Annotated in this window: 25 protein-coding genes, 1 tRNA gene and 1 pseudogene; 8 read left to right on the top strand and 19 right to left on the bottom strand. The window is 59.2% G+C overall.

Features of this window, described 5'->3' with window-relative positions:
- Positions 1-44 precede the first annotated feature (44 nt).
- The 4 genes and pseudogenes from WMO44_RS07000 to WMO44_RS06985 all read right to left on the bottom strand — a co-directional run bounded on the left by WMO44_RS07000 (position 45) and on the right by WMO44_RS06985 (position 2,062).
- A complete protein-coding gene (locus WMO44_RS07000; RefSeq protein WP_349152149.1) occupies positions 45-491 on the bottom strand; it encodes a DUF3846 domain-containing protein in 447 nt (148 codons plus the stop codon).
- Between the two features lie 134 nt (positions 492-625).
- Positions 626-1,096 (bottom strand): hypothetical protein, encoded by a 471-nt coding sequence (locus tag WMO44_RS06995; protein ID WP_349152148.1) that lies wholly within the window; start codon positions 1,094-1,096, stop codon positions 626-628.
- A 65-nt stretch (positions 1,097-1,161) separates the two neighbouring features.
- Positions 1,162-1,422: pseudogene (locus WMO44_RS06990) on the bottom strand (ParB/RepB/Spo0J family partition protein); the annotation flags it as partial.
- Positions 1,340-2,062, bottom strand: a complete 723-nt coding sequence (locus WMO44_RS06985; RefSeq protein ID WP_349152147.1) for a replication initiator protein A — start codon at positions 2,060-2,062, stop codon at positions 1,340-1,342. The pseudogene WMO44_RS06990 and the gene WMO44_RS06985, both read right to left, overlap by 83 nt.
- Before the next feature lie 150 nt (positions 2,063-2,212).
- Here WMO44_RS06985 and WMO44_RS06980 point away from each other — a divergent pair, with 150 nt between their 5' ends.
- Complete coding sequence (locus tag WMO44_RS06980; RefSeq protein ID WP_242852972.1) at positions 2,213-2,896, top strand: sigma-70 family RNA polymerase sigma factor; 684 nt, start codon at positions 2,213-2,215, stop codon at positions 2,894-2,896.
- A gap of 4 nt (positions 2,897-2,900) precedes the next feature.
- Here the strand turns inward: WMO44_RS06980 and WMO44_RS06975 are convergent, their stop codons facing one another.
- The 7 genes from WMO44_RS06975 to WMO44_RS06945 form a co-directional block, all read right to left on the bottom strand.
- A complete protein-coding gene (locus WMO44_RS06975; protein WP_349152146.1) occupies positions 2,901-3,515 on the bottom strand; it encodes a ribonuclease M5 in 615 nt (204 codons plus the stop codon).
- Complete coding sequence (gene holA, locus WMO44_RS06970; RefSeq protein ID WP_349152145.1) at positions 3,512-4,540, bottom strand: DNA polymerase III subunit delta; 1,029 nt, start codon at positions 4,538-4,540, stop codon at positions 3,512-3,514. The genes WMO44_RS06975 and holA overlap by 4 nt, the downstream gene beginning before the upstream one ends.
- 68 nt (positions 4,541-4,608) lie before the next feature.
- Complete coding sequence (locus WMO44_RS06965) at positions 4,609-6,648, bottom strand: ComEC/Rec2 family competence protein (RefSeq protein WP_349152144.1); 2,040 nt, start codon at positions 6,646-6,648, stop codon at positions 4,609-4,611.
- Positions 6,649-6,738: 90 nt separating this feature from the next.
- Positions 6,739-7,278 carry a phosphoribosyltransferase family protein gene (locus tag WMO44_RS06960; protein ID WP_349152143.1) on the bottom strand — a complete coding sequence of 180 codons (540 nt, stop codon included), beginning with the start codon at positions 7,276-7,278 and terminating at the stop codon, positions 6,739-6,741.
- 27 nt (positions 7,279-7,305) lie between these two features.
- The gene (locus WMO44_RS06955) at positions 7,306-7,638 is read right to left on the bottom strand and encodes a histidine triad nucleotide-binding protein (protein WP_055186528.1); all 333 of its coding nucleotides are present in this window, start codon (positions 7,636-7,638) and stop codon (positions 7,306-7,308) included.
- Between the two features lie 78 nt (positions 7,639-7,716).
- The gene (alaS, locus tag WMO44_RS06950) at positions 7,717-10,377 is read right to left on the bottom strand and encodes an alanine--tRNA ligase (RefSeq protein WP_349152142.1); all 2,661 of its coding nucleotides are present in this window, start codon (positions 10,375-10,377) and stop codon (positions 7,717-7,719) included.
- Between the two features lie 435 nt (positions 10,378-10,812).
- Positions 10,813-11,241 carry a hypothetical protein gene (locus WMO44_RS06945; protein WP_349152141.1) on the bottom strand — a complete coding sequence of 143 codons (429 nt, stop codon included), beginning with the start codon at positions 11,239-11,241 and terminating at the stop codon, positions 10,813-10,815.
- 215 nt (positions 11,242-11,456) lie between these two features.
- On the opposite strand from WMO44_RS06945, the gene WMO44_RS06940 reads away from it, so the two are divergent.
- Positions 11,457-12,407 (top strand): RluA family pseudouridine synthase, encoded by a 951-nt coding sequence (locus WMO44_RS06940; RefSeq protein WP_349152140.1) that lies wholly within the window; start codon positions 11,457-11,459, stop codon positions 12,405-12,407.
- A gap of 58 nt (positions 12,408-12,465) precedes the next feature.
- On the opposite strand, the gene WMO44_RS06935 is transcribed toward WMO44_RS06940, so the two are convergent.
- Positions 12,466-13,485, bottom strand: a complete 1,020-nt coding sequence (locus WMO44_RS06935; protein ID WP_349152139.1) for an alpha-hydroxy-acid oxidizing protein — start codon at positions 13,483-13,485, stop codon at positions 12,466-12,468.
- 262 nt (positions 13,486-13,747) lie between these two features.
- Here WMO44_RS06935 and WMO44_RS06930 point away from each other — a divergent pair.
- A tRNA-Ser gene (locus WMO44_RS06930) sits at positions 13,748-13,839 on the top strand.
- Between the two features lie 119 nt (positions 13,840-13,958).
- Complete coding sequence (locus WMO44_RS06925; RefSeq protein WP_349152138.1) at positions 13,959-14,846, top strand: hypothetical protein; 888 nt, start codon at positions 13,959-13,961, stop codon at positions 14,844-14,846.
- A gap of 70 nt (positions 14,847-14,916) precedes the next feature.
- On the opposite strand, the gene WMO44_RS06920 is transcribed toward WMO44_RS06925, so the two are convergent.
- Complete coding sequence (locus WMO44_RS06920) at positions 14,917-15,741, bottom strand: RICIN domain-containing protein (protein ID WP_349152137.1); 825 nt, start codon at positions 15,739-15,741, stop codon at positions 14,917-14,919.
- A gap of 280 nt (positions 15,742-16,021) precedes the next feature.
- On the opposite strand from WMO44_RS06920, the gene WMO44_RS06915 reads away from it, so the two are divergent.
- From WMO44_RS06915 to WMO44_RS06900, 4 genes are all read left to right on the top strand, one after another.
- A complete protein-coding gene (locus tag WMO44_RS06915) occupies positions 16,022-17,410 on the top strand; it encodes an MATE family efflux transporter (RefSeq protein ID WP_349152136.1) in 1,389 nt (462 codons plus the stop codon).
- A 122-nt stretch (positions 17,411-17,532) separates the two neighbouring features.
- Positions 17,533-19,161 (top strand): DUF5046 domain-containing protein, encoded by a 1,629-nt coding sequence (locus WMO44_RS06910; protein WP_349152135.1) that lies wholly within the window; start codon positions 17,533-17,535, stop codon positions 19,159-19,161.
- Between the two features lie 17 nt (positions 19,162-19,178).
- A complete protein-coding gene (locus tag WMO44_RS06905) occupies positions 19,179-20,183 on the top strand; it encodes a substrate-binding domain-containing protein (protein WP_349152134.1) in 1,005 nt (334 codons plus the stop codon).
- Between the two features lie 87 nt (positions 20,184-20,270).
- A complete protein-coding gene (locus tag WMO44_RS06900; protein ID WP_005920240.1) occupies positions 20,271-20,801 on the top strand; it encodes a hypothetical protein in 531 nt (176 codons plus the stop codon).
- A 66-nt stretch (positions 20,802-20,867) separates the two neighbouring features.
- Here WMO44_RS06900 and plsY read toward each other — a convergent pair whose 3' ends face one another.
- From plsY to WMO44_RS06870, 6 genes are all read right to left on the bottom strand, one after another.
- A complete protein-coding gene (gene plsY / locus WMO44_RS06895) occupies positions 20,868-21,530 on the bottom strand; it encodes a glycerol-3-phosphate 1-O-acyltransferase PlsY (RefSeq protein ID WP_055186517.1) in 663 nt (220 codons plus the stop codon).
- Between the two features lie 18 nt (positions 21,531-21,548).
- Positions 21,549-22,892 carry a ribosome biogenesis GTPase Der gene (gene der, locus WMO44_RS06890; protein ID WP_005920245.1) on the bottom strand — a complete coding sequence of 448 codons (1,344 nt, stop codon included), beginning with the start codon at positions 22,890-22,892 and terminating at the stop codon, positions 21,549-21,551.
- 50 nt (positions 22,893-22,942) lie between these two features.
- Complete coding sequence (locus WMO44_RS06885) at positions 22,943-24,280, bottom strand: DUF512 domain-containing protein (protein ID WP_217297366.1); 1,338 nt, start codon at positions 24,278-24,280, stop codon at positions 22,943-22,945.
- 92 nt (positions 24,281-24,372) lie between these two features.
- Positions 24,373-24,552, bottom strand: a complete 180-nt coding sequence (gene rpmF, locus WMO44_RS06880) for a 50S ribosomal protein L32 (RefSeq protein WP_005920250.1) — start codon at positions 24,550-24,552, stop codon at positions 24,373-24,375.
- Between the two features lie 23 nt (positions 24,553-24,575).
- Complete coding sequence (locus WMO44_RS06875; protein ID WP_118658822.1) at positions 24,576-25,079, bottom strand: YceD family protein; 504 nt, start codon at positions 25,077-25,079, stop codon at positions 24,576-24,578.
- A 145-nt stretch (positions 25,080-25,224) separates the two neighbouring features.
- Positions 25,225-25,629 carry a hypothetical protein gene (locus WMO44_RS06870; RefSeq protein ID WP_005944262.1) on the bottom strand — a complete coding sequence of 135 codons (405 nt, stop codon included), beginning with the start codon at positions 25,627-25,629 and terminating at the stop codon, positions 25,225-25,227.
- Between the last annotated feature and the right edge of the window lie 39 nt (positions 25,630-25,668).

Genomic DNA, 25,668 nt, shown 5'->3' with positions numbered 1-25,668 from the left:
GATTTCTTCCTGCATCGTTACCACCTCCTGTGCAGAAAATCGTCTTAGCGGTCATGTTCCACCGGGGGCTTGTTTACAGCCTTTTCTGCGTCATTCTGAACCGATTCATCCGGCACCGGAATGACCATCAGGCGACGCCCCAGAGGGAGAAAAGCTTCGGGTTGATGGAATTCTTCTTCATACTTCTGCGCCAGTTCCGGGGAGAGCGATACAAAGTCCTCCTCTCCCAGTCCCACCACCAGAAAGGTTCCGGCAATAACATCGTACATCAGCCCATCCTCGTCCCATAAGGCCCGGTTCAGCGGCAGACCCATAAGCTTGCCGTCATCGTTATAAACGATGGCAACCTGATCTTCAAAAGGGTAGCTTGCGCCGATGGAACCGCCCACCGCCTGCTGCAAGGCTTTCAGGTCGTTATCGATCTCGACCTGCTGCGGATACTGTCCCGGTGCAATTTTCAGCACCGAAAGGGTATTCTTTTCCTGTTCCATCCGTATCCTCCTTTACCGTAATCACAATTTCTCCGGTTCGTGCCGCCTGCATCAGGGAAGCGGCAAAAAAGCCGCAGAAAACGCCCAGTTCAAAGAAAGCAAAGCCCACAAAAGAGCTCATCATTGCGGCCTCCTCAGTCCAGGCAGATGCAGTTCAGGTTCTTGCCGTCGGCCATAAGCGCCGTGCTGTGCTGTTCCAGATACTCCTGAATGCAGTGCAGGTCGCCCATCGTCAGGGAGACATACTCGCCTTCCATGTTGAAGCGGACGAAGACGACCGGACCGGTCAGGTAGCGCTTGCCCGACAACTCCAGCACCTGCTTGGGGTTGTAGCAGCCCGCCACGGGCAGCTCCTTGGAAATGCCGAAGGTGTCATCCGTCTCGTCAAAGCAGGGCAGAATGCCGGGCGCTTCTTCCAGCAGAATGGCGCTCAGGTCCCTCGCCGGGCCGACTGCCGCCAGATAAACCTGCGGGTCACCGTGCTTGCGCTCTGCAATGTCGCTCATCTTGTTGAAGAAGCCGGAAATGGCACGCTCCATGCCGTCGATTTTGCGGCTCATGTTCTCAATGGTCTTTGCGGTCTTGAAATCAATCGTGGTATTCATAGTCGTTGTCCTCCAAAATTTTGCAAAAAAGAAAAGACCTCATGGGTCTTTCGGTTCCGATTTTGTCAGCGTTCGTTCTGACGCTGTTGTCTGCGCTGCCACTGTTCCAGCAGCTTGATGATGACATCTTCCATCTGCCGGGGCGTGTAGCTGCGGGGAAAATACTTTTTCAGGGTATCGTTTTTGATGACCACCTTATCCAGTTCATCCTTTTTGGCTTTCCCCATAATGGCAAAGGCGGTTTCATAGGTGAACTTTTCCTCCTGCGCCAGCTTTTTCATTCGCTGCGCCTGCGACAGGGACGGCGCGTTTTGGGTCTCGTCCATTCAGCTTCATGAATCGGCTGCGCACGACCTCCGCAGGCTTGTCGTCCCCTGCCACCCGCAGCATTCTGCGTTTCGAAGAGCAGGTATCCACCAGAAGATTCACGATTTGATCGATAGTGTCCTCCTCATCCGGGCAGACCCGGAGCAGCAAGCCCACCTCCAACGACTGCATAAAATACGCTTCCAGCCGTGTGCGCTCATCCGGTTCGTCCTCCGCGTCGGAAGAGAAAGGATCAGGTTCACTCCCCTCGGTTTTATTCCACTCAGTCTTATTTCTTCGTTGTTTTGCCGCATCCTGTTCCCCGGAATCAGCGTTACCGGAATCGTTCTTATCACGATTGTGGTATCGTTGGTCTGCAAAGTTTTTGACGTAGATGAGGTTCGGCTTTCCCAAGCCCCGGCGTTTCCGTTCAACAAGTCCGGCGTTTTCCAGCTCCCGGAAGAGCTTCGTTGCCTTGTTATCGGCACAGCCAAGCGCATCCATAACCTCCTGTATGGGAAAAATGATATACACTCTCCCCTGCCCGTCTAACCAGCCGTTTTTCACGGACAGGCTCATGCGGTCCAGCAGGATGCCGTACAGGGTCTTTGCATCGGTGGACAAGTCAACTAGAGTGAGAAATTGTTGCTCACTTTGCATCCATCTTACACCTCTAAATTCCGAGTTATCCCCCTCAATATACCACGCTTTTCCCTCGCAGAAAAGCTGCTGCGCACAAAAGGCTTCTCCGGCAACTATCCGCGCCCCGGCTCATACAATCTAACAACTATGTACCGGGAGGGATATCGTGTGCTGCTGACCTTGCTACAATTTTTCGCCACAAAATTTCTGTTTCTGGCACTCCATCTGGAAAGCGGCTGCTTTCCGCGTCCGCTCACAGCCCGGGAAGAAGCTGCCGCCTTCAGCGCCCTGCGCGCCGGGGATGCCGCCGCCCGGGAAAAGCTGATCCGCCACAATCTGCGGTTGGTGGCGCATATCGTAAAAAAATATTACGCCCTGCCGGGCGATCAGGAAGATCTTGTTTCCATCGGCACCATCGGGCTGATGAAAGCGGTAGATACCTTTGATGCCACACGCAAGGCGCGGTTTTCCACCTATGCCAGCCGCTGCATTGAAAACGAGATTCGTATGCAGTTCCGGCGGGAGCGCAAGAGCGGGCAGACCGTCTCCTTACAGGAAGCTTTGGAGACCGACGGGGACTCGGCGCTGACCTTAGCAGACGTGATACAGGACGGCTTTTGCATGGAGGACAGCTGTGAGCGGCAGGAGGATGTCCGGCGGCTGCGGCAGCTGCTGGACACTCTGCCTGCCCGGGAGCGGCAGATCTTACTGTTGCGGTACGGGCTGGCAGGGCAGCCGCCCCTGACCCAGCTGGAGACCGCCGGGCTGCTGGGCATCAGCCGCAGCTATGTTTCCCGGCTGGAGACCCACGCACTGGAACTGCTGCGGCAGGCGTGGGGCAAGCGCAGCTAGTTTTTCACTCCTGCAAAATTTTTAACTGCAATTCGTCCAGTTGTTCAAAAGTGTACAGGCGGTTGAAAGCCTCCACCAGTTCCTTTTTGGAAAGGCGCGGCGGCAGCCCCAGCGCATTCAAGAGTCTAGCCTTGCGCTCGGCGCTGCCGGGCTTACCGGAAAGCCCCCACTCGTATAAATCGGTATAGGTGATCTGCCGCCCCGCCGGGCGCACCGGCGCGGCTCCGGCTTCTGCGCCCAAGGCGTCCAGCAGTGCCTGCCGCACAAGGACGTCATCCACGCCCTCTACCCCCAGCAGACCCTCCTTGCCGGGCTGCGCCTTGCGCTTTTCCTTGCCATGGATGGCGGGCACATAAGCCTGCACCACGTTCTGCGCACCCACCATGTTGGTGATGTAGTTGCGGATGCGGAAACCTGCCGCGTCCGAATCTGTAAGTAAGATCAGACCGTTTTTCTGCGCCAGCGCCCGGAACAGTTGCTGGCGCTGTTTGTCTTTATAAATGCCAAAACCATCCGTCAGCAGGATCATGGCATCGGTCAGGTGCGCCAGACGGACGGCATCGTATTTGCCCTCCACGATCAGCACCCGGTCGGTATGGATCATCTCGCTTTGCATCATCTTCCGCTCCCCGCCAGCGCCAGACGGCACAGTGCTGTTTCCAGCAGTGTCTGCGCCGCCACAGGCTGGCTTTTCAGGCTCTGGTCCAGCTCCAGCAGCACCTGCAAGCAGGCCTCCAGCTGGGGCAGGGTGTAGTGGGTGGCAGTCTCTGCCGAGCGCTTCAGCCGGTAGTCGCTGCCCTTATAGCCAAAATCCTTGTGCACTGCACTGTAATTTTTCCGTTTTGCCGCCCCAAGCTTGACCCGGTACAGGTCCACATAGCTGCCAATCATCGCCGCTGTAATGGCGATGGGTTCCTGCTGCAGCCGCAGCAGAGTCTGTAACTTTTTGCAGGCTCCGGTGGCGTTTTTGGCTGTGATCATACGGATCATCTCGAACACATCCGCTTCAAGGCTCACTGTGCCCATCTCTGCCACCATGGAGGCGCTCACGGTCTGGTAGCCGGACAGGGCACAGAGCTTGTCCACCTCGTTTTCCAGCAGAAACGGGTCCTCGCCGCAGCGCTCCAGCAATGCGGTGGCTGCGCCGTCCGGCAAGGTTGCGCCCTGCGCCTTTGCGCGCTCCATCATCAGATTTTTCAGTTCAAAGGGGCGGGGCTTTGCCAGCTCCTCCGTGTAGCCGATGGCTTTGCACTGGGCTTGCAGCTTTTGCGCCTGCTTGCCCAGCTTGAGCTTGCTGCGCTCCAGCGGGAACACACTGCCCAGCACTGCCACGGCGTTTTCCAAGCTGGAAAGGGTGCTGCACAGCTCGTCCAAATCCTTGCTGCCGTAGGCAGCGGGGTCTATTTCCGGCAGCACCACCACGCGCCGGGTGCCAAAAAAGGAGATGGTGCCCGCTGCCATGATAAGCTGTTCCAGCTCCGGGGCGGCACCGTCCAGGATGGTAGCGTCCTCGTCGCTGTCTGCCGACAGCACCCGCACCGCCGCCGCCACTGCCTGCCGCACCAGATACCGCTCGCTGGAATAAAAATAGTAGACCGGGCAGCCCTTGTCGGCCAGCTGCCGGAGTTTTGCTTCCGTGGCCATGCAAATGCCCCTTTCCTGTTATAAATTGCTCTTTGTATTGTACCACACTCGGCCCGGATTGCAAAGCGCTACCCCAGCCTTTCGCCGCCGGTGCGGCGCAGACTGAGGGAGGCAGTGTACTGCGTTTCCGGCGGCATCCAGCTGTAGCTGCGCAGCGCCAGCAGCTTTTGGTACTGCACCACCTCCGGCTTTTTGGCCGAGGCCACCAGCCACTCCGTTTGCAGCGGCTGCGCCAGCTCTGCCTTTCCGCTCAAGGTCACAAACTGCCGGTTGCCGATGCTCAGCCGCACAAGACACCCTTCCCGGGTGCGCAGCAGTTCCACCGCCGCCGGGGTGCAGCGCAGCTTACGGCTGGCATTGACCGGCAGACGCTCTGCCCGGATGCCCTGCTGCGCGGGCAGGGTGCAGGCGGTTTTTGCGTTCATGCGCAGGTCTACCACCAGTTCCACGGTGCGCACACCCCGCCGTGCCAGCTGGTTTTCCACCGCACGCTGGGCGGCGCTGCCGCCCCGGAACAGCACCACTGCCCGGTCGTTCTGGGCAACCACCACCGCAGGTGCCTGTGCGCTGCCCACAAGGTCGATGTGCACCACGTCCCGGCTGAGGGCGTTGCCCAGCCCGATGCCCACCGCTGCTGCCAGCAGAATGCCCGGCACTGCCACCCGCAGACGCACCCGCCAGCGGAAGGCAAGCACCCCAAGCCCGCACAGCAGCAGACAGACCAGCGCCGCGTAGGCGGTGTCAAAGTAGATGGACGCCCCGGGCTTTGTGCTGAGCCAGACCGCCCAGCCATTCAATAGCCCGGTGAGCAGGTCTGCCGCCCGGGAAAGCACCCCATGCACCGGTGCCAGCCACGGCACCAGTCCCACAAAAGCTACCGCCAGCCCCAGCAAAAGCAGCGGCTGCACCATCCACAGCACTGCGATACTGGAAACCACCGCCCACGCACTGACACTCAACCCCCGCAGCACCAGCACCGGGAAGGTAGCTGCCGAGGCGCAGGCGGCAATGCAGGCGCTTTCTGCAAGACCTTGCACCCCCTTCGGCAATTTGCTGTACCACGGACGTCTGACCGGCCTTTGCCGGTTCTCCCCTGCTTTGCCCCAGAAGCGCCTGTCCCGGGCGTCCCGCATCCGGCGGATGCAGGCAGAACCCGCCACCGTGCCCACCACTGCCGCAAAAGAGAGTTCAAAGCCGATATCCCACACCGCATAGCTGTTGGCAGCAGTCATCAGGATGCCCGCCGCCGCCAGCGAGGTGAGGGCGTCCGGAGGTCCCCACACCCACACGCCCAAGGCGCTGACCCACACCGCCACGGCGGCGCGGCGCACCGAGGGCGTAAAGCCGGTCACGCCCATCAGCACCAGCGCCAGCAGGCTTTTCCAGACTGTGCGCCGTCTGCGGCGGCGGTAGCTCTGCTCCCAGCGATAGGGCAGCAAAACGCTCAGGATATCCCCGCACAGGATGGAAACGTGCATGCCGCTGACCACCAGCACATGGGAAAGCCCTGCGCCCCGGTAGGCGCTGCGCAGCTGCGCCGAAAGCCCGCTGCGGTCGCCCACCGTCATGGCAGCCAGCACGCCGCCGGTGTCCCGGTGCATCTCCCGGCGCAGGCTCTCGCTCAGTTTTTGCTGCAAGCGGTGGGTGCGGGCGCGGAAGCTGCCACTCTCGCCCAGCACGGTGAGCTGCGGCTTTTCGGCCAAGGGCTCTGCCTGCAAGGCGATACCGTCCGCGTACTGCGCCGTCCGTTCTTCCATATCCGGTTGTTGCAGCGTGAACCGGCCCTGCACCCGCTGCCCCGCCGCACAGGCGGGCAGTTCAGCACAGGTGATGCGGAAGCCCGCCGGGCTGTTGTTCACGCTTTCCACCCACAGGGTCGCGTCCACTGTGTCCGAAAAATAGGTGCTGTCCGCGCGCTCCACCTCGGCGGTCAGCAGCACGGTGCGCCCAGCATAGTTTGCCCGGGTACGCTCCAGCCGGGCGTTTGTAGTGTACACCGCGCAAAGCCCGGCCAGCGCGCCCAGCAGCAGGCAGACCGCCAGCTTGCGGCTGCGGCGCGGGATGCAGAGCAGCAGCAAAAAGGCAACAAAAAATGCCGCAAACGGCATAAAAAGCTCCGTTTGCGGCAAAAAAGTCCACAGGAAACTAAGGCCCATCATTCCGGCGCAGAACGCGCAGAGCGGGCGGCGCATCCCAGCTTAGTGGAAGAACAGGGGCAGCGGCTCAAGGAAGATGATATCCTTGCGCTCAGAAGCGTCGCCCTCGGCCAGAACAGCGGCCTGACCCACGATGGTGCACTGGGTCTTTTCAGCCAGCGCGTCCAGTGCCTTCAGAGAGCCGCCGGTGGAGATGACATCGTCCACCACCAGCACACGCTTGCCGTTCATCTTGTCCAGCTCCTTGCGGTCGATGACCAGCTTCTGCTTACCGGCAGTGGTAATGGACTGGTCCTCCACCACAACGGGGTCCGGCATATACAGCTTGACACCCTTGCGGGCGCAGATATAGGGCTTGCCGCTCTGGCGGCTCATCTCGTGTGCCAGCGGAATACCCTTGGCCTCGGCGGTGAGCAGGATATCAAAATCCGGGCACTTCTTCAGCAGTTCCGCAGCAGCGGCCACGGTCAGCTCGGCATCACCCAGCATGATGAATGCGGCAATGTCCATGTGGTCGTTCACCTTGCAGATGGTCAGCTCACGGGTCAGGCCTGCAACATGCAGGGTATAAGTTTCAGCCATAATCAAAATCTCCCTTTCGTATTGGAATCAGACAGGCAGTTTTTCGCCGCCCAGAACATGGAAATGCAGATGCTTCACGGTCTGGCCTGCGTCCTCGCCCACGTTGGAGATGATGCGGTAGCCGTTTTCCAATCCCTGCTCCTTGGCCAGCTTTGCGATGACGGCGAAGATGTGGCCCAGCAGAGCACCATCCTCCTCGGTCAGCACAGCGGCAGAGGAGATGTGCTTGCGGGGAACCACAAGGAAATGCACCTTTGCCTGCGGGTTGATGTCGTAGAATGCCACTACCTGGTCATCCTCGTACAGCTTTTTAGAGGGGATCTTGCCCTCTGCGATCATGCAAAACAGACAATCTTCCATGGGGAACACTCCTTCCTGCTTCTACAAAAGCCCACCGCCCGGCGCGCATCCGGCACCGGGCGGGGACATGGATCTTTTTTAGCCCAGAGCCTTCTTGACAATAGCGCTCACAGCAGCCAGTGCTTCGTCGATCTTGGTCTCGTCCTTCAGACCGGCCATTGCAAAGTCCGGCTTGCCGCCGCCCTTGCCGCCGGCGATAGCAGACAGTTCCTTGACCAGCACACCGGCCTTCAGGCCCTTTTCCTGTGCCAGCTTGTTCACGGTAACAGCCATGGTGATCTTATCCTCGGCCTTGCCCACCAGAACAGCCACCACGGGGTTCACGGCCTTGTCGCGGATGCTGTCGCACATACCGCGCAGGGTGTCGCCGGTGGTACCGGTAAAGTATGCAGAAGCGATCTTCACGCCGTCTGCTTCCTCGGCATTATCGAACAGGCTGTCCACCTTGGAGGCGGCGATCTTCGCCTTCATCTCCTCCAGCTCGCGGCTCATGGCCTTGTTCTCAGCCATCACAGCCTCGGCGCGGGCGGGCAGTGCAGCCACGTTGTTGGCCTTGAGGGTGTTGGCCACATCATGCAGCATAGCCTCCTGCAGGTTTGCACGGATCAGCAGGTTGCGGCCGGTGACGGCTTCGATACGGCGGATGCCGGCAGCCACAGAGGACTCGCTGACGATCTTGAAGCCGCCGATCTGGGCGGTGTTCTTGACATGGGTGCCGCCGCAGAACTCGGTAGACCAGCCCTCGATATCCACCACGCGGACCACCTTGCCGTACTTTTCGCCAAACAGAGCCATTGCGCCCAGCTTCTTGGCTTCCTCCACCGGCATCTCCTGCACGGTGACGTTCATGGAGTCAAAGATCTTATCGTTGACGATCTTCTGCACCCGTGCCAGTTCCTCGGGGGTCACGGCGCTGAAGTGGGTAAAGTCGAAGTGGGTGATGGAGGCATCCTGATAGGAACCAGCCTGATGCACATGGTCACCCAGAACCTCACGCAGGGCGGCCTGCAGCAGGTGGGTAGCGGTGTGGTTGCGGGCAATGGCCATGCGGTAGCCCTTGTCCACCTGTGCGGTCAGCACATCGCCCACCTTCACAATGCCGCTTTCCAGCACGCAGGTGTGGACGTAGTAGCCCTTGGGGGTCTTTTTCACGTCCAGCACACGCAGGCTGCACTCGGTGCCGTTCAGCACGCCGTGGTCGGCAGCCTGACCGCCCATCTCAGCGTAGAAGGGGGTCTTATCCAGCACCACCAGCACGCCGTCCTTTGCCTCCTCGTCGGTGGCAATGGCATCGGTCAGAGTCTCTTCATCGCTCAGCGCCACAACGGTGCCCTTGTCGGTCAGGGTGTCGTAGCCGGTAAAGACGGTGGGCTCGGCTTCCAGTGCGCCGAACAGATCCTCGCTCCAGCCGGAGATGTTCTTCTTCAGACGCTCGGCGCGGGCACGCTCCTTCTGCTTCTTCATCTCTGCGTGGAAGCCGTCCTCGTCGATCTCCAGACCCTGCTCGGCGGCGATCTCCTTGGTCAGATCCAGCGGGAAGCCGAAGGTATCGTTCAGCTTGAAGGCGTCCATGCCGCTCAGCAGCTTCTGGTGTGCCTTCTCCAGACGGTCGATCATGTTGTTCAGGATGTTCATGCCGGCATCGATGGTGCGGGCAAAGTTTGCTTCCTCGGTGCCGATGACCTTCTTGATGTAGGCGTCATGCTCACGCAGCTCGGGGTAAGCGGACTCGCTGGACTGGATGACGGTCTCCACCAGATCCACGAGGAAGGGGTGGTCGATGCCCAGCATCCGGCCATGGCGGGCGGCACGGCGCAGCAGACGGCGCAGCACATAGCCGCGGCCCTCGTTGGAAGGCAGGATGCCGTCAGACACCATAAAGGTGCAGCTGCGGATATGGTCGGTGATGACGCGGATGGAGATATCGTTCTTGGGATCCTGCTTGTAGGTCTTGCCTGCAATGTGCTCCACATGATGCAGCACGCTCTGCACGGTATCCACCTCGAACAGGTTGCCCACGTTCTGCATCACGCAGGCCAGACGCTCCAAGCCCATGCCGGTATCAATGTTGGGGCGTGCCAGACGCTCGTAGTGACCCTTGCCGTCGGCGTCGAACTGGCTGAACACGAGGTTCCAGATCTCCATATAACGGTCGCAGTCGCAGCCCACGCCGCAGGTCGGCTTGCCGCAGCCGTACTCGGGGCCGCGGTCAAAGTAGATCTCGGAGCAGGGGCCGCACGGGCCGGAGCCGTGCTCCCAGAAGTTGTCCTCCTTGCCCAGACGCACCATGTGGTCCGGGGCAATGCCAACCTTCTTGGTCCAGATATCGTAGGCCTCGTCGTCCTCCTCGTACACAGAGATGTGCAGACGGTCCTTGGGAATCGCCATCCACTCATCGCTGGTCAGGAACTCCCAAGCCCAAGGAATGACCTCGTCCTTGAAGTAATCCTGGAAGGAGAAGTTACCCAGCATCTCAAAGAAGGTGCCGTGGCGGGCAGTGATGCCCACGCGCTCGATATCCGGGGTGCGGATGCACTTCTGGCAGGTGGTCACGCGATGACGGGGCGGCTCCTCCTGTGCCAGAAACCACTTCTTCATAGGAGCCATGCCGCTGTTGATCAGCAGCAGGCTGGGGTCGTTCTTGGGAACAAGGGGGAAGCTGTCCAGACGCAGATGTCCCTTGCTTTCAAAGAAGCTCAGGTACTTTTCGCGCAGTTCATTCAAACCGGTCCATTGCATAGATCTTTCTCTCCTCAATTGTTTTTGGCGCTCAGGCGCCGTTTTTATGCTGTTATGGCAGAGGGGCGGCACGGAGAAAAAACAAAAAACAGCCCTCATCCCAAAAGGGACGAAGGCTGCTTGTGCATCAAACTCCGTGGTACCACCCAAATTGCAAAGGATTACGTGTCCCCTGCCGCTTTCGGCGCATTAACGCTGCGCAGCGTCCGGTTTTTGTTCGCCGGAAGCTCCGGGGTGGCGCGAAATGATCCCGACCGGAGCACCTTACAGCCATGGGCGCTCTCTCTGGACGGTGGTGTGTGCATTTCTGACCCCATCATTGCCATCTGTCATAATTTTACATTCCGCAAAGCAGCGCAGTGCCCCTTTGCGTACAGCTAAATTATAGCATACGCAAAACGTTTGTCAAGACCTGTTTAACACGCCGCATCGCGGTCATTCATCATCTTCACACTCCAGCTCTCCGAACTCATCCTTCAGAAAATCGATTGCATTCTCCACGCTGCCGCATTCTTGGGCCAAACGGATCGCTCCCCGAATCCAGTCCTCATCAAAGCCTTCCTCTTCCATCTTCTGCGCGAGTTCAGCATATTCCTCCGGGATGCTTTCCTCCAGCACTTTCTGCAATTTCTCCAGATTTCCGTCATCGATGACAGCATCAACAGTCTTTTCGATCTGTTCCATGCAAACTTTTTTCAGTACCTTTGCATTTTCAGACTGACAGCCCACTCTCGCCGCAAACATGATAAAAAACCATGCCATTCCATCGCAGAAATCCTCTACAAGCTTCACAGTGCCCACTTCATCCGTTTCCGTAAAAATCAGATTCAGTTCATTTTTTTCCGTATCCTGTTTAAAAATCATTTTTGTTTCTCCTTTTTGTCTTGCAGTTGCCCTTTAGCGGAGTTGCTGACCTTACTACTGTATTTTTTCATTCAAGCTTTCGTCGTTGCTTTTTCCTCCCTTTCTGTTCTGCCATAAAAATAAGATTTTCTGTGCTTGACGCGCGGTTTTACTTCCGTTACAATAAAAACAACGTAAAGCTTATTCTTATTATCGCGTATAGAGAGGAATTTCCCGTGAAAATTTTAAAAGTAAAATGTCTTGCCCCTACCCGGCTGGACAATTATCTGACCCAGCAGTACCCCGCCCTGACCCCCGGCCGCCTGAATAAGGCGCTGCGGGAGAACAAGATCAAGCTGAACGGCAAAAAGCAGCCGCTTTCCACCCGCGTGATGGCAGGCGATGAGATCAAGCTGTTCATTCTGGACGATGTGCTGGACGCTGACCGCCGGGTAGATGGCCCCGCGTGGAAGAACGCCCGCACCCCGGCGCAGGTGGTGTACGACTGCCCGCAGATCCTGATCGTGAACAAGCCCGCCGGTGTTGCGGTGGATGGCCCGGATGACGACACCCTGCTGAACCGTGCGCTGCTGTACCTGAACAAGCAGGGCGAGTACAAGGAGAATGACCTGTACACCCCCGCCTTGTGCCACCGGCTGGACACCGGCACCAGCGGCCTTGTGATCATTGCCAAGACCCCGGAGGCTGAGGAGCTGTTCCTTTCCGCCATCAAGAACCGTGAGGTGCAAAAGACCTACCTCTGCGTCACCTTTGGCCGTCCCATGCCGCCGGACGCCACCTTGGGCGGCTATCTGCTGAAGGACGCCGACCGCGGCATTGTGAAGATCGTGGAGGACAAGCAGCCCGGCGCCAAGGAGGTAGAGACCCGGTACGAGACCATCGCCGTCTCCGGTCGTCTTGCCCTGCTGAAGGTGCAGCTGATCACCGGCCGCACCCACCAGATCCGCGCCCACATGGCCAGCATCGGCTGCCCCATCCTTGGCGACAGCAAGTACGGCAACAACAGTGCCAACCGGGAGCTGAAGCTGAAGTATCAGGCACTGTGCGCATGGGAGCTGATCATGCCCCGCTTCACCCAGCCGGACTTTGCCTTCCTCAGCGGCAAGACCTTCCACGCCCCGAAGCCGTGGTATTACCAGCAGGTGCTGGACGGCACCTTGAAGTAACAAAAAAAGGAGATGTCCTGCCGGGCATCTCCTTTTTTTGTTACTTATAATAGAACGCTCAGACCCGCACCATATCCGGGGTGATCTCCGCCAGCGTATGGGCACCGCACATCTGCATGGTGTCGGCCAGTTCCCCGGCCAGCTTATCAATGTAGCACTTCACGCCCTCTGCGCCGCCGCCGTAGACAGCAGTCACGAAGGGGCGGCAGATCAGAACGCCGTCTGCACCCAGTGCCAGTGCCTTGAACACATCTACACCGGTGCGGATGCCGCCGTCCACCAGCACCTTCACGCCGGTGCCTTTGAGCGCTGCGGCGATCTCCGGCAGTACCTCAGCGGTGGCAGGGCACTGGTCCAGCACACGGCCGCCGTGGTTGGACACCACAATGGCAGCGGCACCGGCCTGCTTTGCCTTCAGTGCGCCCTTAACGGTCATCACGCCCTTGACGATGAAGGGGCGCGCTGCCAACTGCACGATCTCGGTCAGCTCCTCCACGCTCTTGCTGCCGGCGGGCGGGGTCATGTTTTTCAGGAAAGGCAGACCCGCTGCATCCACGTCCATGGCCATGGCAAAGCAGCCGCTGGCCTTGGCCTGTGCCATTTTCTCGCGGATGGTGTCGATGTTCCACGGCTTGATGGTGGGCACACCGCAGCCGCCCGCAGCGCCAATGGCGCGGGTAGCCATCTCCATCACGGTGGGGTTGGTGCCGTCGCCGGTAAAGGCTGCAATGCCGTTTTCGGCACAGGCGCGCACCAGTACGTCATTATAGGTCATGTCGGTGTAGGTATCGGAGTAGTGCAGGTTCACTGCGCCCACGGGGCCCGCAAAGAAGGGATAGCGGAAGCTTTTGCCGAACAGCTCCAGCGTGGTATCCGGTGCACCGCCGGGGCACAGAGTATCCATGTTCACCCGGATATCGGCCCACTTATTATAATTGCGGATAGCGGTATCGCCCACGCCCTTGGCACCCGGGCCGGGGATCTGGTTTTTACAGGCCACGCCGTTGCACACCGGGCAGGCCTTGCAGTATTGACCAATGCAGGTACGGGCATTGGCAAGTACTTCAGGATAAGTCATAAAAGCATCCTCCTTATATTTCCCGCCGCTGCGGCACAAAATGACCCACCGCAGTGCTCTTTGCCCTCAATATAGACCTATTTTAAAGGTGCGTCAAGGGCTTTTTGTGCTTTCCATCCATGCGGCAGAATACTTTCTCGCGTTTTTTCGTCATTTTTAAAAAAGTCTGATTTTTTTCAAAAAAATCCTTGACAAAAAGCCTGCTTTCAGGTATTATAGTGGAGCGCCAAGGGCACCCGCCCGAAGGCAGAACAAAAGATGTGGAAAGATGGCTGAGTTGGTCTAAGGCGCACGACTGGAAATCGTGTAACGTGTCAAAAGCGTTCTGGGGTTCGAATCCCCATCTTTCCGCCAGAAACCTGAAACAGAAATGTTTCAGGTTTTTTGTTTTGTCCGCAGTTTGCGGCGCTTGACATTTGCGTGCAGTTCCGTTATGCTGAAGCAAATACGTTTACCGGAAGGAGAGGTTTCCCATGGCATCTTCCCACAAAAAGCGCACTGGTCTGCGGGCGGCGCTGATCGTTCTGCTGTGTCTGGTTTTGGTGTGCGCGGTGGCTGCGGCAGTGCTGTACAGCTTCGTCAGCCGTAAGATCAAGGCATTCCAGAGCGGTGCCAGCTTTGCGCTGGACTACACCATCACCTCCACCGAGGCCGCCCCCCCTGCTCTTTACGCCCTGCTGGACAAGTTCGGCGGCACCACCGGCAGTCTGACCGGCCAGTACACCCCCCGGGCGGTGCAGCTGGCGCTGTACCCAACGGGCACCAGCACCGTCAACGATGCCCCTCTGACCCGGATGTACATCAGCGAGGAAGAGACCCTGTACGACGCCGGACAGCTGTACAACAAGCTGCGCAGCACGGTTGTAGCCGAGTATCCGCTGGCAAGCCTGCTGCTGCCGGGCTGGTCGCTGGGCAGCTATATCTCCCAAGACCAGCTGGCTACCCTGCTGGGAGTAGACCCCACTGCCACCAGCTTGCAGCAGGTAAACGACTTTCAGTTGGATCTCAAGCAGCTCAAAACCGTGCAGCCCGCCAACGCGAAAGAAGGTTACCTCTACCTCCAGCTGCCGAACCTCGCCGCCGGGGAGGATGCGCCGCAGCTGATTCTGGGCATCGAAAAGCAGGGTCTGCTCAAGACCCTGTCCCCCAAGGTGCACATCCTGCTGGACGTGCCCGCCCACCATATCCATGCGGAATTGACCGGCACGGTAACTGCTGCGCAGACCGTGGTGACCGCCCCCGCTTCCCGGATGCAGGACTCTGACGTGGAAAGCCTTGTGCAGCTGCGCAAGACCATCGAGAGCATCGTGCAGTTCGTGCAGACCGCCGCCCAGAGCGATGCCGCCTCCCCTGCTGCATAAAAAGCTTCTATAAACGCAAAAAAATCGGACAGACTGCGGTCTGTCCGATTTTTTTGCGTTTTATGATTTCTTACTTCTTTACGGTCTTTTTGCAGGGTACACGCTTTGCCTTGGGCTTTGCGGCGGCAGGTGCGGCCTTAGTTGCAGGGACAGCAGTCTCAGCCTTGGTCTCCACAACGGGCGCAGCCTTCACCTCTGCGGCGGGGGCAGCAGGTTCAGCCTTTGCCTTAGCAGCCTTCTTCGCAGCGGTCTTTTCTGCCTTGACCGGCTCTGCGGCCTTTACTGCGGGCGCAGCGGGCTTCTCCTCCGCCTTCTTGGTGGTGCGGGGCTTGCGGGCTGTGGGCTTCTGGGCAGAAGTGGCTTCCTTGGCCGGTGCTGCCGTAGTCTCAGCAGCGGGCGTGGGTGCTTCCTCGACCTTAGCAGCACGCTTTACGCGATCCTTTACCTCAGAGATGACCCACAGCTGGTCGCCACCGCCGGGTACTTCCTGCCAGATCTGCAGCACAGCGCCCACCTCGGCACCGATGCCCACGGTGTCCACGCACTTGCCGCCTGCCCAAGAGGAGCGCAGACGCACGGTGCCCTCCGGGGTGTGCTCCACCTTCCACATCTGGGACGTGCCACCCACGTCCTCCCACAGGTGCAGCCAGGTGCCGTTGGCAGTGCCGGTCATGGTCAGATCCAGTAACTTGCCGGAAGCGCGGTTGCGGATGCGGTACACGCCATCGCCCTCTCGGACAAAACTCCACTCCTGCTCAGGTTTGTGGTCGTACTTGCCCAGACGGACAGTGCCGCCATCCTTGCTGCCTTCCACTGCCTGAATGACATTGCCGGTGTGAGCGGCAATGGTATAAAAGCGGTCGGCCTCGATCACGGTTTGTGCTACGGATTTCATGTATAAATCCCTCCCAATCATAAAATACACAGATTTTTCCAATTCCTTCTCATAAAGAATACCACATATCGTGATTTTTCACAAGCAATTCGACAATTCTTTAGCATTTTATATAGAAAGCACCCTGTTTTCACCTGCTTTTTCGCCCCTTCGCAGGGGAGAAAGGCCGTTTTTTCTTCCTCTCGACATTTTGCCGCAACTGCGTTATACTGTTTCTATCAGGACTATCTGCCGCTCTGGAAGGGGCGGCTTTCTCGTTTTTGAAGGAGGATATTTGCCCATGACCCAGCAGGACCGCACTGCGGTGCAGTATCACAAAATGACCGAGACCCCTATCCCCCGGCTGATCCTCAGCCTTGCCGCGCCCACGATTTTAAGTATGCTGATCACCAGCATCTACAATCTGGCCGATACCTTTTTTGTAGGGCGCATCTCCACCAGCGCTTCCGGCGCGGTGGGCGTCGTTTCCAGCCTGATGGCTATCATACAGGCGCTGGGCTTTATGCTGGGGCACGGCTCCGGCACCATCATCAGCCGCCGCTTGGGCAGTCAGGACACCCACGCCGCCACCCGCTTTGCTTCCACCAGCTTTTTTACGGCGCTGGCCTTTGGCGTAGTGCTGGCAGTGGTCGGTCTTGCCACCCTGCCGGACTTCATGATGCTGCTGGGCAGCACCGAGACCATTCTGCCCCACGCCTGCGCCTACGCCCGCCCCATCCTGCTTGCTGCACCGCTGATGATCTCCAGTCTGGTGATGAACAACATCCTGCGGTATGAGGGCAAAGCAAACCTTGCCATGGTCGGGCTGGTCACCGGCGGACTTCTGAACATCGCACTGGACCCGCTGTTCATGTTCGCTTTAGGGCTGGGCACTGCCGGTGCCGGCATTGCCACCGCCCTCAGCCAGACCATCAGCTTTGGCATTCTGCTGTATATGTTCCTGCGGGGCAAAACGGTCAGCCAGTTCCGGCTTTCCACTGTCACCCGGGAGCCGCGTGAGTTTTTACAGATCCTTGCAGGCGGCGCGCCCAGTTTTGGCCGACAGGGACTGAACAGCATCGGCGGGATGCTGCTGAACATTGCCGCCCGCAGCTACGGCGACGCCGCCGTGGCGGGCATGAGCATCGTGTCCCGCATTTTTATGTTCATCCTCTCGGTGGTCATCGGCGTGGGACAGGGCCTGCAGCCGGTGGCGTCCTTCAACTACGGCGCACGCAAGTACCACCGGGTGCGGCAGGCCGCTGTCTTTACCCTGAAAGCCGCCTTTGTGCTGCTGGTGGCGCTGATCGCGGTGTGCTGGTGGAAGGATGAAGCTTTGATTCGTCTGTTCCGGGATGACCCGGAAGTCACCGCCGTGGCGCTGCCTGCCTTCCGTTACCAGTGCTTTGCCGTCCTTTTGCAGCCGGTGATCGTAGTGGCCAACATGACCTTCCAGAGCGTTGGCAAGGCCGGGCGCGCCACCTTTCTGGCCTGTTGCCGACAGGGCGTGTGCTTTATCCCGCTGATCCTTGTACTTCCCCGGGTGCTGGGTCTTGTGGGTGTGGAGCTCTGCCAGCCCATTGCGGATGCGCTCACCTTCTTCATCTCGCTGCCCTTTTTGCTGGCCTTTCTGCGGCAGCTGGAGCAGATGGACAAGGCAGAAGCGTCCCATGCCCCGGCGCAGCTGTAATGCAATTGTAACCATTTTTAGCCGCATTTTTCTGCAAGCTCTGCAATGAAAAATGCGGCTGTTTCGTATTCTGAGTGAACGGAAAAATTTTCCTCCCTGTTTTTTGCAAAGGAGTGGTTTTTATGAAGCGTGTTGTCTTGCGTATCGGCTGCGGGGCGGTCTGCGCAGCCCTTGCCCTTACCTTGGGCTGCGGCTGTGCCCTGCTGCCGCCCGCCACCGGCGTGCCGGGCGCTGCAAGCTCTGCCGTTTCCGTGCCCACGGACGACAGCGGCAAGCCCCTGTACGACCCCGCCGTGCTGAACGATGACCGTCTGCGGGTATTGTACTGCTATGACCGCGCGGGGAGCAGCACCACCATCCTGTGCGGCAGCACCCCGCTGCATCAGGCTGCCCGCAGCGAGAACGTCTCGCTGGTGGAGGACAGTGCCACCGGCATCGCGGACTACTGGCTGCGCAGCTGGTCCGACCCCACCGGCCGGGGCGGACGCCGCACCGCCCTGTACGACAAGACCGGCACTGAGGTGATGTCCTTTGAGGGCGAGCAGAACGCTACCCTGCAAAACGGCCTGCTGGTGCTGCAGGAGAGCCGCCTTGTCGATGGCGGCTACGTCCCGGAGTCCGGCTACGGCACCTGTCAGGTCATCGACCTTGCCACCGGCGCAGCGCTGCCGGTGCCGGAGGGCGCATACAGCTGCACCGTATGCGGCGATAAGCTGGTGTTCAGCTGCTACGCCCGCCCGGAAGGGCTGGACGATTACGACTGGGATATGGATTACCAACAGAACCGCTGGGTAGTTGTGCAGGAAAAGGACAGCACCCCCGTCTACCGCGCCGATGCCGCCTCGGCATACCGCCTTTTCTACGACAGCGATACCCTGAGCGACTGGGTGGAGCTGGACGTTGCCACCGGAGCCGAGACCACCGACCAGATTTTGTATAACACCCAGACCGGCGAGCAGTACACGGGCTTTTTGCAGGTCTACCCGGGCGGTCTTGCCAGCTTTTCCACCGGCGATGGCCGGTACGAACTGCGGGATATGACCACAGAGGACCGCGGACTGATTGCCGCCTTTGACGAGCAGCCCAGCCAATATTTCCCGGGCTATGTGGTAACATGGCACAGCGGCGAGGATCATGGCTACGAGCTCTATGATCTGGAAACCGGCACCAAGACCCCGCTGTACGATGTGAACACCACCGATAACACCATAGCCGTCTACGCGCTGGACGGCAGCCTGCGGGTGTACAGCAAGGACAACGGCAAGCTGCTGACCGACACCACCGTAGAGCCGGTGGAGCACCAGCAGCGGGTACGGATGAGCAACTACGGCAGCGGCTACGTCTGGCTGAAATTGCAGGACAACGACCGCTACGAGACCACCGCCACCCGGCTGTACGGCCCGCAGGGGCTTGTCAGCGACCTGACCGCCCTGCAGGGCAAATACAGTTACGTCAACTACCTGACCACCGACCCCGACGGCAGACCCATGTTCTACGGCAGCCGCAGCGCTGTGGGCAGCGCCTACGGCAACGTATGCGATGTGCTGGACGCAGACGGCAAGGTAGTATTACAGGGGCTTGCCAGCTGCGCCGGGTACTATTCTAACAGCCTGAACGCCCTGCCCGACCATGTGTTTGCTGCACAACGGGGCTTCTATGTGGGCTGGATGGACACAAGCGGCAACTGGCTGTACTGCCAGAGTATTTTCTCGTCTGCCACTGCGGACGATGAACCGAGTTACGGCTATTGAGTTAGGAGGGCTTTCTTATGAAAAACGCTAAAATTTCCCGCCGCAGCTTTCTGCTGGGGCTGGCTGCCTGCTCCGCTGCCGGGGTACTGACCGCCTGCAAGGGCACGGATGCGCCCTCCGGCAGCACGGCTTCCTCTGCCGCAGAGCCGCCCGCATCCTCTGCGGCGACCCCCGCTGTGCAGCAGGCAGAACCGTTTCTGACCGTGGAGGATTTTCCCCCGCTGGACGGCAGCACCGCCTGTATCCCGCTGATGGCGCAGATGCTGGCCGATACCACCGGTATGGACTTGGAAGAAGCCCGCAGCAGCATCACGGTGAGCACCACCGCCTACGCATGGGAGAACTTTGGCCTGTACGACACCACCACCCGGATGCTGGTGGTGTATGAAGCGCCGGACTATGTAAAGGAAGAGCTGCAGGAGGCCAACGTGGAGCTGGAGCAGAAACCCATCGGGGTGGACGCGCTGGTGTTCATCGTCAACGAGGACAACCCCGTGCAGGCGCTTACCCGGCAGCAGCTGCGGGACATCTACGCCGGAAAGATCACCAACTGGAAAGACGTGGGCGGCAAGGATCAGGCCATCGTTGCTTTCCAGCGCGGCGAGGACTCCGGCAGCCAGACCCTGTTCAAAAAACTGCTCATTCAGGGCGGTGAGCTGATGACCCCGCCCTCTGAGCTGGCTCCCGCCGCCATGGGTGAGCTGGTGGACAGCATTGCCGATTACAACAACAGCGCCAACGCCATCGGCTTTTCCGTATATTACTACATCGACCAGATGTATTCCAAGCCCGGGCTGCGGCTGCTGGCGGTGGACGATGTAGCCCCCAGCAACGACACCCTTGCCGACGGCAGCTACCCCCTGTGCAACGATTTCTACGCCGTCATCCACCCGGATGCTGCTGCCGACAGCCCGGAACGCCGTCTGTACGACTGGCTGGACACCGACGCCGGGCAGGACTGCATCAAAAAGTCCGGCTATGTGGCCGTCGGCCCGCAGACCACCGTCACCATCGTGGATTGAAATTGACAGACCTTCTCTCGTCTGCTACAATAAAGGCAGGATTTTGTCGATCTTTATGCAGCAGAATGCCGAAAGGAAGGTCTTACTATGGAACATCCCTCTCACCCGGTAGAAAGCCACTGGCGCACTTCCCTGCGCAACCGCATTATTCAGGCTTCCAGTCTGCTGGAGGTGCTGTTGTCCGGGCTGGTGCTGATCGGTCTGCTGCTCAGCGTTGTGCCCCTCATCCGCTGGATGCCCGGCCTGCTGTTCGATGGCAACGAAGCAGAGATCCGCACCTTTCTGGAGCGCAGTCTGGACATTGTGATCGGCATCGAGTTCATCAAGATGCTGGCTAAGCACAGCCCCGGCAGCAGCCTTGAGGTGCTGCTTTACGCCATTGCACGCCATCTGGTGGTGGGGCACGATTCCGCCGTGGAGAACCTGCTCAGCGTTGGCGCGATCGCACTGATCTTCATCGTGCGCAAGTTCTTCTTTGTCCCTGCCTTCGGTGCGCACCTGCCGGACGGTCACCCCGCGCCGGATCTTACCCCTGCCCAGAGCGGCATCCCCGCCGACTGGTTCCGTCGGCGGCATTCCGAAGCAAAGCCTGAGGAAGAGACCGAGACAAAGGAATAAGCAGATACAAAAACCACCCCGCAGTGGCCGGCGAACGGCTGCTGCGGGGTGGTCTACTATTTTCTGTTACTTTTTGCCGTGACGGCCAAAGCGGTACTCCTTGCCCTCGCGGATGCGCTGGATGTTGGAGCGGTGCATGTAAATGACCATTGCGCCCATGATCACCGAGCCGATGGCGCACACAGTAAGGTCGGCGGCAGAGTAGCCCCGGAACACGCCGTACAGAATGGTGAGCACCGGGTAGAGTGCTGCCATGGTCACGCTGCCCAGCGACACCATACCGGTGGGCAGCAGGCAGGCCAGAAAGATGACCGCCAGAAAGGGGATCAGCACCGGCTGGATGGCCAGAATGGTGCCGCCCGCCACCAGCACGCCTTTGCCGCCCTTGAAGCCGAAATACAGGGGCTTCAAATGGCCGATAATGGCAAAGATGGCGGCAAGGTACACCGCCAGATAAGGCGAGAGCGTGGTGCTTTCCGGCATCAGGGTGAACAGCCAGCGGCCGATGCACACGGCCAACACGCCCTTGAGCACATCACCAAAAGCGGTAAGCGCCGCCGCCTTTTTGCCGAAGGTGCGCAGCATGTTGGTCATGCCCGCAGCGCCGCTGCCGTACTTGCGCACGTCATCGTGGTACAAAAACTTGCTGACGAGGATACCGGTGTCGATGCTGCCCAGCAGGTAAGCCTGCACAGCGGACACCACCGCGATGAGAACAGATTTCATCATCTGAGCCTCCCTGACGTGTTATACGTCCTTGGCACCCACCTCGCCGGAGCCGCGCTCCCGCACGACCAGACGGATGGGCGTATGCTCCAGACCAAAGTTTTCGCGGATCTGGTTGATGAGATACCGCTGATAGCTGAAGTGGAACAGGTGCTTTGCGTTGACGAAGGCCACGAACGTGGGGGGACGGGTAGAGGCCTGCGTCAGGTAGTAGATCTTCAGGCGGCGTCCCTTGTCGCTGGGGGGCTGCATCCGGGCGGTGGCGCGGGCCAGCATCTCGTTCAGCACGCCGGTGGGCACGCGGGCGCCGTTCTCGGCGTCCACATCCCGGATCAGCTGCATCAACTTGTTCACGTTGTAGCCGGTCTGGGCAGAGATGAAGATGATGGGTGCGTAGCCCATAAAGCTGAAGCACTCGGCATAGCCGCGGCGCTGCAGCTCCATGGTGTTGGTCTCCTTGCCTTCCACGGCATCCCACTTGTTCACCACAATAATGCAGGCCTTGCCCTGCTCGTGGGCGTAGCCTGCCACCTTGCTGTCCTGCTCGGTAAAGCCGACGGTGGCATCCACAAGGATCAGCGCCACGCGGCTGCGCTCCACAGCGGCCAGTGCACGCACCACCATGTAGCGCTCCAGACCATCGCTGATGTTGCTGCGCTTGCGCAGACCGGCGGTATCGGTAAAGATGAACTTGCCGTAGGCGTTGTCCACCGGGGTGTCGATGGCATCACGGGTGGTGCCGGCCTCGTTGGCCACGATCATGCGGTTCTCGCCCAGAATGCGGTTGGTCAGGCTGGACTTGCCCACGTTGGGACGGCCGATGATGGCAACAGGGATACGGTCCTCTTCCACCACGGTCTCGCTGAAGTCCAGATGGGCACACACGGCATCCAGCAGATCACCCGTGCCGTGACCGTGCACGGAAGAAATGGGCATCACCTCGTCAAAGCCGAGGTTGTAGAACTCGTACAGCTCCATGGGAGCCTCGCCCACCTTGTCGCACTTGTTCACAGCCAGAATGATGGGCTTGTGGCTGCGGCGCAGCATGTGCGCCACATCCTCATCGGCTGCGGTCAGGCCGTTGCGCACGTCCGTGACCATGATGATGCAGTCGGCGGTGTCAATGGCGATCTGCGCCTGCTCGCGCATGTGGGCCAGAATGCCCTCGGTAGCCTTTGGCTCAATGCCGCCGGTATCCACCAGCAAAAACTCGTGGCCGTTCCACTCGCAGTTGGCGAAAATGCGGTCGCGGGTAATGCCCGGGGTATCCTCCACAATGGCAAGGCGCTGGCCGCACAGCTTATTGAACAGGGTGGATTTGCCCACGTTGGGGCGTCCCACCACTGCTACGATCGGTTTGCTCATGGGGTCTCCTCCTTTCTTAAAAGGGGTAAAATACAATAAAAATGGCGTTATCAGCTGCCGCTCTTCCTTCTGCGGGCAATGTGCAGGCCGCTGCGCAGCAGGGCGCGGGCTTCGTCCCCGCCTGCCGTGGGCAGTACCTCCACTTTTACGCCCAGCTGCTGCCCCAGCTGCTCCACCGTGATATCGTCAAGGAAGGTATCCTTTTCCTCCCGCAGCATCACAGCCGGGATGCCCAGCGTTTTTGTGGCAAGTTTGCCTGCGCACTGGGCAATGATATCGGTGGCGGTAATCAGGCCGGTCACACCCACATTGCCGCCGAAAAAGCGGTTCTGGATGGTGTGGACGTGCACGGTGATCATGGGGTACTGCCGGTGCAGCTCCTCCATCATGCGGGTAATAAGGGGCGCTGCCATGGTACCGGTGACCACGTCCAGTTCCTTGGTGCCGTAGATCCGGTGGGGCTTGTCCAGCTCGGCCAGAAACTCTTCCTCGAACAGGCGCAGCATGCCCACGCCGTTTTCCAGCTGGTCGTAGTCCTCGTAGAACGCCGCCGCAGGGATGGGGCGGCCTGCCTTAAGGTACCATTCATCGCTGGGGTAGATGATACGCTTGCCGTGGCGGCGCTTGCATTCATCGCCAAATTCTTCCATAATGTCGATGACCTCGGCACTGGTCTTTGCATCGTAGGGCACCTGCGGGTACAGATTTTTGCGGTAATCCGTAATGCCGCAGGGCACGGCTGCAATGCTTTGCACCATGGGGGTCAGCTCCAGCAGGTCGGCAAGGGTGCGGCGCAGCTCGTTGCCGTCGTTCACGCCGCGGCAGAGCACCAGCTGGCAGTTGACGGCAATGCCGCCCTCCACCAGACGGGGCAGGTACTTGAGCACCTCGCCGCCGCGCTTATTGGCCAGCATGCGCACCCGCAGCTGGGGGTTGGTGGTGTGCACCGAGATGTTGATGGGAGAGATGTGCATCTTGATGATGCGGTCGATCTCGTGATCCTGCATATTGGTCATGGTGATGTAGTTGCCGAACAAAAAGCTCAGCCGCTCGTCATCATCCTTGAAATACAGGCTCTCGCGCATGCCCGGAGGCAGCTGGTCGATGAAGCAGAACATGCAGTGGTTGGAGCAGGAATGCTTTGCATCGCCCAGATAGGTCTTGAACCCGCAGCCAAAGGGGCCGCGCTGCGGCCGCTGCACCTCCCACTCCCGGATGCCGTCCGCTACCCGGGCTTTCAGGTGGAAGCTGCTGCTGTCGGTATAAAAATCGTAATCCAGCGTGTCGTTCAGCTCGTTGTCGTCCACGCTCAACAGCTCATCACCGGGGGCAAGGCCAAGAGCCTCGGCCTCGCTGCCGGCATCCACCTGCTCGATCCGAATCGCCATCTGCATCCACCTCCTTGAAAGCACAAGAAGGGGAAGGCTTTGCGCCCTCCCCTTCTGTACATAACACCATTATGCCACCAATTACGCGCAAATTAGGCTTTCTTGATGACTTCCTCGCCCTTGTAGTAACCGCAGTTGCCACATGCCTGGTGGGGGAGCTTCAGAGAGCCGCAGTTGCTGCACTTCACCAGTGCGGGGGCCTCCAGCTTCCAAACATTGCTGCGACGCTTGTCGCGGCGGGCCTTGGAAAGATGTCTCTTAGGTACTGCCATATTTTTGCACCTCCTTGATGGGTTTATCTGTTCAGCAGTGATTTAAGGATCGCGAGCCTAGTGTCTACGGGGGCATCGGTCTGCTCTGCCGGTGGGCAGGTGCATTCCGCCTTTTTCTTACCGCACTGCGGGCAAAGCCCTGTGCAGTCGGGGCTGCAAAGCAGCACCGTGGGGATCTGGAACATAAACTCCTGATTAAGCCATTCGTCCACGTCCAAATGTCCTTTTTCGTCCAGCGGAAGATCGAAATCCGGGTCATCCAGATCCCGCTCCTTGACGATCCACTCCGTATCGACTGTCTCTTCCCGGGTGACCGGGTCCAGACAGCGGGCGCACTCTCCGTGCACCGATGCCTTTGCCCGCAACGTTATCTGGACCTCGTCGCCATCGGTCTGCGCGTCAAAGACGGCTGTGACCGGCTGCGGGATCCTTGCACCGGCATAATCGTACGCAGATAAATCACACTGAAACTCTGCATGGTACGGTTTTACACCGGTCGCGATAAACTTTCTCAGGTCAAATTGCATAGTACACCTCTGAAAAGGCTGCTTTGTTAGTATAGCGCCAAAGCAACCCTTTGTCAACACCAAAACAGGCAGAAAACCGAAAAAATTTATTTTTCTCCGGTCTTCTGCCTGTTGGAAAAGCCTTTAGCCCTGTTCTTTTATCAAATTACAGGTACTTCTTCACATCATGGGGCAGTGCGGCCTCGTCTGCGCTGACGGTCACGGTGACCTTGACGCTGTCGCCGGCAATGGCTGCCATCTCGTCCAGCACAACGCCCAGACGGTTGATATCGTGATCCAGCACCTTCAGGATGCCGTCAATGTACAGGTCGGTGATGTCGTAGTTGCTTGCCATCAGGCCGGCCACAAAGCCGTACAGCATTTCGCCGCCGGAGATCTTGTACTCGTCCAGATCGATCAGACGTGCTGCAGGAGCGATGTCGTAGGTGAGCTTCATGCCCTTTTCCACAACAACAACATTGCCTTTGGAGGTCTTGACCGCGTCGTTGATCTGGTCGATCATAGCCTTGGTCTTGCCGGAGCCCTTGGTACCAACAATCAGTTTAATCATAGTTCAGTCCTCCTGTATTTTCCACGCCTTGCGGCGGGA

The organism is Faecalibacterium tardum, from assembly GCF_040096515.1.
Taxonomy (GTDB): domain Bacteria; phylum Bacillota; class Clostridia; order Oscillospirales; family Ruminococcaceae; genus Faecalibacterium; species Faecalibacterium tardum.
This window is presented reverse-complemented; position numbering and strand designations above follow the sequence as displayed.

What these genes read in the sequence shown, in the direction of transcription:
- WMO44_RS07000 (WP_349152149.1), bottom strand. Translation starts at nt 491, where the DNA reads ATGGAACAGGAAAAGAATACCCTTTCGGTGCTGAAAATTGCACCGGGA.
- WMO44_RS06995 (WP_349152148.1), bottom strand. Translation starts at nt 1,096, where the DNA reads ATGAATACCACGATTGATTTCAAGACCGCAAAGACCATTGAGAACATG.
- WMO44_RS06985 (WP_349152147.1), bottom strand. Translation starts at nt 2,062, where the DNA reads ATGCAAAGTGAGCAACAATTTCTCACTCTAGTTGACTTGTCCACCGAT.
- WMO44_RS06975 (WP_349152146.1), bottom strand. Translation starts at nt 3,515, where the DNA reads ATGATGCAAAGCGAGATGATCCATACCGACCGGGTGCTGATCGTGGAG.
- holA (WP_349152145.1), bottom strand. Translation starts at nt 4,540, where the DNA reads ATGGCCACGGAAGCAAAACTCCGGCAGCTGGCCGACAAGGGCTGCCCG.
- WMO44_RS06965 (WP_349152144.1), bottom strand. Translation starts at nt 6,648, where the DNA reads ATGCCGTTTGCGGCATTTTTTGTTGCCTTTTTGCTGCTGCTCTGCATC.
- WMO44_RS06960 (WP_349152143.1), bottom strand. Translation starts at nt 7,278, where the DNA reads ATGGCTGAAACTTATACCCTGCATGTTGCAGGCCTGACCCGTGAGCTG.
- WMO44_RS06955 (WP_055186528.1), bottom strand. Translation starts at nt 7,638, where the DNA reads ATGGAAGATTGTCTGTTTTGCATGATCGCAGAGGGCAAGATCCCCTCT.
- alaS (WP_349152142.1), bottom strand. Translation starts at nt 10,377, where the DNA reads ATGCAATGGACCGGTTTGAATGAACTGCGCGAAAAGTACCTGAGCTTC.
- WMO44_RS06945 (WP_349152141.1), bottom strand. Translation starts at nt 11,241, where the DNA reads ATGATTTTTAAACAGGATACGGAAAAAAATGAACTGAATCTGATTTTT.
- WMO44_RS06935 (WP_349152139.1), bottom strand. Translation starts at nt 13,485, where the DNA reads ATGACTTATCCTGAAGTACTTGCCAATGCCCGTACCTGCATTGGTCAA.
- WMO44_RS06925 (WP_349152138.1), top strand. Translation starts at nt 13,959, where the DNA reads ATGGCATCTTCCCACAAAAAGCGCACTGGTCTGCGGGCGGCGCTGATC.
- WMO44_RS06920 (WP_349152137.1), bottom strand. Translation starts at nt 15,741, where the DNA reads ATGAAATCCGTAGCACAAACCGTGATCGAGGCCGACCGCTTTTATACC.
- WMO44_RS06915 (WP_349152136.1), top strand. Translation starts at nt 16,022, where the DNA reads ATGACCCAGCAGGACCGCACTGCGGTGCAGTATCACAAAATGACCGAG.
- WMO44_RS06910 (WP_349152135.1), top strand. Translation starts at nt 17,533, where the DNA reads ATGAAGCGTGTTGTCTTGCGTATCGGCTGCGGGGCGGTCTGCGCAGCC.
- WMO44_RS06905 (WP_349152134.1), top strand. Translation starts at nt 19,179, where the DNA reads ATGAAAAACGCTAAAATTTCCCGCCGCAGCTTTCTGCTGGGGCTGGCT.
- WMO44_RS06900 (WP_005920240.1), top strand. Translation starts at nt 20,271, where the DNA reads ATGGAACATCCCTCTCACCCGGTAGAAAGCCACTGGCGCACTTCCCTG.
- plsY (WP_055186517.1), bottom strand. Translation starts at nt 21,530, where the DNA reads ATGATGAAATCTGTTCTCATCGCGGTGGTGTCCGCTGTGCAGGCTTAC.
- der (WP_005920245.1), bottom strand. Translation starts at nt 22,892, where the DNA reads ATGAGCAAACCGATCGTAGCAGTGGTGGGACGCCCCAACGTGGGCAAA.
- WMO44_RS06885 (WP_217297366.1), bottom strand. Translation starts at nt 24,280, where the DNA reads ATGGCGATTCGGATCGAGCAGGTGGATGCCGGCAGCGAGGCCGAGGCT.
- rpmF (WP_005920250.1), bottom strand. Translation starts at nt 24,552, where the DNA reads ATGGCAGTACCTAAGAGACATCTTTCCAAGGCCCGCCGCGACAAGCGT.
- WMO44_RS06875 (WP_118658822.1), bottom strand. Translation starts at nt 25,079, where the DNA reads ATGCAATTTGACCTGAGAAAGTTTATCGCGACCGGTGTAAAACCGTAC.
- WMO44_RS06870 (WP_005944262.1), bottom strand. Translation starts at nt 25,629, where the DNA reads ATGATTAAACTGATTGTTGGTACCAAGGGCTCCGGCAAGACCAAGGCT.